This is a genomic window from Caballeronia sp., assembly GCF_028292365.1.
Lineage (GTDB): Bacteria > Pseudomonadota > Gammaproteobacteria > Burkholderiales > Burkholderiaceae > Caballeronia.
The window spans coordinates 21,396-27,477 of record NZ_JAQGMM010000274.1; the positions used below are offsets into that span (position 1 = coordinate 21,396).

Genomic DNA, 6,082 nt, shown 5'->3' on the forward strand with positions numbered 1-6,082 from the left:
GTCCGCAGAAACGCTCATCGGGCTCACGCCGCGCGTGCGCCATATCGCCGTTGCAGCGGCGATCGTCATGTCCCTCACACCGGCGCCCGTGCTCGCCCAGCTCAGTGGCGCCGCAGCACAGGCGGATCCAGTCGATCCGCCGTGGGGCCTTCGACTCGCGCCTGAAATGACCGAGCATCCGATGCCGGCAAACACCTCTCCGGCCGCATTTGGAATCGGCGATGCGGCAGACGGCGACGAAGACCGCGACATGTCGCTCAAGGGTCATGGAGAGCTTCGGCGCGCCGCTACTATTGTCAAAGGCGACGCCGTTCATTACGACATTGACCGCAACGTGGCCGACGCGTACGGTCACGTGCGCATAGTCGACAACTACGATGTCTTTGCCGGCCCTGAAGCCCATCTGCAGGTCGAGGCCAACGAGGGCACCATGAGCACGCCGACCTATCACTTCAACCTGACAGGCGGATCGGGAAGCGCCGACAGCATCGACCTGATCGATAACGAACGTTCAGTCGTGCATCACGGCACCTACACCGCGTGCCAGTGCGAAACTGACCCGGCCTGGTACCTCAAGGCGGCAAGTTTCGACATGGACCAGGGGTCGAACGAAGGCATCGCTCACAATGGCGTGCTGTTCTTCCAGGGCGTGCCCATCTTCGCCAGTCCGTGGTTGTCATTTCCGCTGTCGAGCGCTCGTCAGAGCGGCTTTCTGCCGCCTACTTTCTCGTTGAGTTCGACGAATGGATTCGACCTCACCGTGCCGTATTATTTCAATATTGCACCGAACTACGACCTGACGGTGACACCACGCTACATGTCCAAACGCGGCGCGATGCTGACAACGAATTATCGCTATTTGTCGCCTACGTATTCGGGGTCAGTGACTATTGCCTATTTGCCGGACGATGCGCTGACCAAGACCAACCGTTATTCGATCAACATCGTGCACAACCAGAATTTCGGCGGCGGGTTGGCTGCATATGTTAACTATTCGCAGGTGTCAGACGTCAACGTCACAACGGACCTGAATTCGAATACCGCATCGCTGGTCAACGGGGAGGACATCTTCCAGCAGGAGGCGGGGGCGACCTACAACAACGGTCCATGGTCTGTGCTGGCGCGAGTGCAGCGCTGGCAATCATTCAGCACCGCGCCGCCCTACAATCGTGCGCCGGAAGTGGACGTTAAATACAATCAGTACAACATGGGTGGATTCGATTTCGGCGCCGAGGCTGATGTCACGCGCTTCACCATCTCCACGGCAGACTCCACGGAGGGCAGCCGTTTCACGTTCAATCCTTACGTCAGTTATCCGCTGTCCGGTCCAGGATGGTTCATCACGCCAAAGGTTCAGTGGCACTACGTGGCCTACGACCTGTCCTCGATCGGAAGCACCGCGCCAACGGGCCAGCCGAAGAGCTTTTCGTTCAATGTTCCCACACTCAGCCTGGACTCGGGGCTTGTGTTCGAACGCAGCATTCGGCTGTTTGGAACGGACTATATCCAGACGCTGGAACCTCGGCTCTACTACGTCTATACGCCCTACCGGAACCAGACCTTTGCACCGGTCTTCGACACAGGCGAGGAGGACTTTGGACTGGCCCAGATCTTCACCGACAACACCTTCGTTGGCGGCGACCGGGTTGCCGACCTGAACCGTGTAACGGCCGCCATTACAACCCGGTTCATCAACCAGGCAACCGGTGATGAACGAGCCCGCTTCGTGGTCGCGCAGGAATACTATTTCACCAACCCGCAAGTGGTCCTGGAGCCGGGTGAATCCGTGACGGACGTGCGCGGAAGCGACGTCATTGTCGGGGCGTCCCTTAAGATAGGCCCGGGCTTTACGACCGAGCAGGCGGTGCAGTACGACGAGCAGCGCAACCAGCTGGACCAGGGTACCTCCGGCTTCACCTGGAAACCGGGAGATCGGCAAGTAGTCAGTCTTGCTTATCGGTATACCCGCGCTGATGAGGACCTGGATAACGAAGCGGAAAACCAGATCGTGGCGTCCGGTCAATGGCCGCTGAGCCGCAAGCTTTACGCGGTCGGGCAGGCCAATTACGACATGGTCGCCCATCGTCTGGTGGCGGGGTTGCTCGGCGTTCAGTACGACGCCGATTGCTGGTCGCTCAGTTTCGCGGTGCAAAAATATACGAATATAGCGACCTCAACGACCACGGCCAGCAGCGCTACTCGCGTCCTGTTGCAGCTTCAGCTCAAGGGACTGACGAAGATCGATAACGGGCTGTCCGAGCAATTTAAAGCAAGCATTCCCGGCTATACGCCATTGCCTTCACCGCCCGAGCCCGAGTCGCGGTTCTCGAATTACGAGTGACAACGCTGATAGCTCGCTTGTGCGTACACGCCCGCGCGGATCGAAGGGTTTAAAATTGTCGTTGGCATGCATAGTAAATCATGCCGCGATTGCTTATCCTGTTGCCAGTTTCCGAACGGCGCCGCACGGGGTTACCGAACAAGATGAATCCAGCAAGCAGGAGCACACGATGAACAAGGAAATACTGGGAGTGCATCACGCCGCAGCAGACGGCTACGCCACCACCACGACGGCGGACACCTACGTACGCGGCCGGCCCGATTACCCGCCAGAGATCGCTGACTGGTTACGTGATCAACTCGGGCTTCGCGCCGGAACAACCGTCGTGGATCTCGGTGCGGGCACCGGAAAATTTACGCCGCGGTTGATCAGCACGGGCGCCAGGGTGATCGCAGTCGAACCTGTCGCCGCGATGCTCAGCAAGTTGTCTGCGGCACTTCCGCAAGTGGAGACACACGCGGGTACCGCCGATTCGATCCCGCTTCCTGATGCATCGGTTGATGCGGTGGTGTGCGCGCAATCATTCCATTGGTTCTCGACGCACGCCGCGCTGGCGGACATTCTCCGGGTCCTGAAACCGGGCGGCAAGCTCGGTCTGATCTGGAATCTAAGGGATGCCAGTGTGCCGTGGGTCGCCCGGCTCGACGCGATCGTGAATCGAGTGGAAGGCGATACTCCCCGCTATTACACCGGCGCCTGGCGAGCCGCGTTTCCGCTCAAGGGATTTGGCCCGCTCAGTGAACACCATTTCAGCGTCGGTCATACCGGTTCGCCCGAGGACGTCATCCTGAACCGGGTGCGCTCCACCAGCTTCATTGCAGCGCTGGGCGCCGAGGAGCGCGAGAAGATCGATAGCGAGGTCAAGGCGCTGATCGCGGATGAACCGCTGCTCGCGAACAAGGACGTGGTCACGGTTCCTTACGAGACTGCGGCGTTTTATGTCGAGAAGCTCGCACGCTAAACGGCGATCAGGAATGGGGAGTGCTCCGTCGTAGCCGTGCCTTGCACGCGCACGGCACTTCTCTGTCACAGTGGAGGCCCGCAAGCCAGTTTCACTCACTGACGACTCGATCCCCATGACCCTTGGCAATAACGGCGTTTCCCCCGCACTCGAATGTCGCGGCTTGAGCAAGGCATACGGTGCTGGCCGCGTGTTATTGGCAAGCCTCGATTTCTCGCTTGATCCTGGGGAATTCGTTGCGATCATGGGTGACTCGGGCGTCGGCAAGTCAACGCTTCTGAACTTGATTGCGGGCCTCGATCAAGCCGACAGCGGCGAAGTGTTGATCGACGGCACAGCAATCTCCAGTCTCGACGACAACGCCGCCACTCGCCTCCGGCGGCAAAAGCTCGGCTTCGTGTTCCAGGCATTTCACGTCCTGCCGCATCTCACGCTGGTTCAGAATGTCGCGCTTCCGCTGCTGCTCAACAACATGCCGCCGGCCCGTGCACTCGACTTGCTGGAAGCCGTTGGCCTGGGTGGGCGTGGCGATGATTTCCCGCGACAACTATCGGGTGGAGAGCTGCAGCGCGTTGCCATCGCCCGTGCTCTCGTGCATCGGCCCACGTTGATCCTGGCTGACGAACCCACCGGCAACCTGGATCCCGAAACCGCGCAGGAGGTGCTCTCGTTGTTCCGTGCAGAGATCAAGGCGAACGGCGCTGCAGCAATCATGGTCACCCACTCCATGGCGGCGGCAGCCAGCGCGGACCGGATACTTATTTTGAGCGAGCACGGGCTGCATGCCGCGCAACCGGTGCAGTCCGTCGGTGAACGCCCGTGAGAGAGCTCGTGACGGAACCCTCCCGGCGGATTGCAGGCGGCCGGCTCCTCGCGCGCTGGCTGCTTGGTGCGGAGTGGCGCAGTCATCCGGCTCGTGCAATGGTGGCCATTGCGACCATTGCGCTGGGCGTGGCGCTCGGATATGCCGTGCAGCTCATCAACAGTGCCGCATTCAACGAGTTTTCCGCAGCCGCCAAGAGCCTTTCCGGCGAAGCCGACTTGCAGGTCCGCGGCGCTCAGCCCACCTTCGATGAACACTGGTACCCGCGTCTCGCAACAACACCGGGCGTAGCACTAGCCAGCCCCGTTCTGGATCTGGACGTGACCGTGCCCGGCCAGACCGCTGCGTTGAAAGTGCTTGGCATCGACGTCTTCAGGGCGAGCCGCATCACGCCGGAACTGATTGGCGTGCCGTCCACGCAGCGTCCTCTCGATACCCTTTCCGACGACGCCATCTTCCTCTCACCCGCAGCGCAGCAGTGGCTTCACGCAGCGCCCGGGGAGCACGTCGGACTGCTTAGCGGTACATCGACAGTGCGTCTCCGGGTGGCCGGCGGTTTGGTTCGGGCACGGCCTGGACAACGGGTCGCGGTGATGGATATCGCCGCCGCCCAGTGGCGTTTCGGACTTGAAGGGAAACTCTCGCGCATCGACTTGCAACTGCAACGCGGCGTCGACCGGGATCGCTTCAAACACGCGTTGCAGGAGCGGCTTGGCAATCAACTGGTGGTAGCCGAAACACGCGACGATGAAAACCGCACCGACCGCCTCTCTCGCGCTTACCGCATCAACATGAATGTGCTCGCGCTGGTGGCGCTTTTCACCGGCGCGTTCCTGGTGTTTTCGACGCAAGCGCTAGCGGTCGTTCGCCGCCGCGCGCAGTTCGCGATGCTTCGCGTACTGGGCTATACACGCGGCCAGCTTTTACGCCAGGTATTGATGGAAGGCGCGCTTCTCGGTGTGTTTGGCTCTGTGCTCGGCCTCGCGCTGGGGTACGCGCTGTCGAGCATCGCGCTGCGTTTCTTCGGTAGCGACCTGGGCGGCGGCTACTTCCCGGGTGTGCAACCTCATGTCAGGTTCGAACCCGTTGCAAGCGCCATATTTCTTGCGCTGGGTATCGGCGTGTCCGTGCTGGGCAGCCTCGTCCCGGCGCTGGAAGCGGCGCGCGCACGGCCCGCGGCCGCGCTCAAAGCGGGCAGCGAAGAAGGCGCGCTAGCGCGGCTGGCGACGCCGTGGCCGGCAGTGATCTGCCTCGTGGCCGCCGGCGTTCTGACGCTCTTGCCGCCGTTATTCGATGTCCCCATCCTTGGTTATCTAGCCGTCGCGCTGTTGCTGGTTGGCGGGATCGCGTTGATGCCGCGTTGCACGGCTATTGTGTTCACCGCGCTGAGCCAATGGCATACGAAACGCCGAACGCGCGCCGTCACGACGCTGGCGCTTGCCCGCCTCGCCAACGCACCTGGACAGGCATCGATCGCCATGGGCGGCGTTCTATCGAGTTTTGCGCTGATTGTTGCAATGGCCATCATGGTCGCGAGCTTCCGGGTGTCCGTCGATGAATGGTTGACTCATCTCCTGTCGGCCGACCTTTACGTCCGAGTCGCTGCCAATGGCGACACAGCGAGCCTGAGTTCCGGCGAACAAACGGCGATCGCCGCGACGCCCGGCGTCAGGCGTGCCGCGTTCACTCGCACATCGCACCTCACACTCGACCCTGCACGTCCCGCGGTGGCCGTGCTCGCGCGTGACATCGATGCAGCCGATCCCGGCGCCGCCATGCAGATGACCGGCCCCGTGCTTCCACCGTCCGCTCTGCGAGATGGCGAGACGCCCATATGGGTATCGGAAGCGATGGTCGACTTGTATCGATACACGCCGGGGCAAAGGCTCAAGTTATCGATCGGCGCACACGGCGGGACATTCGTCGTAGCCGGCGTATGGCGTGATTACGCTCGGCA

At 61.5% G+C, this 6,082-nt stretch carries 4 protein-coding genes; all 4 read left to right on the top strand.

What is annotated here, in order from left to right:
* Positions 1-67: 67 nt before the first annotated feature.
* Positions 68-2,341, top strand: a complete 2,274-nt coding sequence (locus JWR14_RS17200; protein WP_299709017.1) for an LPS-assembly protein LptD — start codon at positions 68-70, stop codon at positions 2,339-2,341.
* A gap of 181 nt (positions 2,342-2,522) precedes the next feature.
* Positions 2,523-3,302, top strand: a complete 780-nt coding sequence (locus JWR14_RS17205; RefSeq protein ID WP_299709026.1) for a class I SAM-dependent methyltransferase — start codon at positions 2,523-2,525, stop codon at positions 3,300-3,302.
* 115 nt (positions 3,303-3,417) lie between these two features.
* Positions 3,418-4,125, top strand: a complete 708-nt coding sequence (locus tag JWR14_RS17210; RefSeq protein ID WP_299709020.1) for an ABC transporter ATP-binding protein — start codon at positions 3,418-3,420, stop codon at positions 4,123-4,125.
* A gap of 8 nt (positions 4,126-4,133) precedes the next feature.
* Positions 4,134-6,082: FtsX-like permease family protein (locus JWR14_RS17215; protein ID WP_299709023.1), on the top strand; the 1,949-nt coding region annotated here is incomplete at its 3' end.

Excerpts from the sequence above, each read along its gene's own strand:
- JWR14_RS17210 (WP_299709020.1), top strand. The coding sequence starts at position 3,418 with ATGACCCTTGGCAATAACGGCGTTTCCCCCGCACTCGAATGTCGCGGC.
- JWR14_RS17200 (WP_299709017.1), top strand. The coding sequence starts at position 68 with ATGTCCCTCACACCGGCGCCCGTGCTCGCCCAGCTCAGTGGCGCCGCA.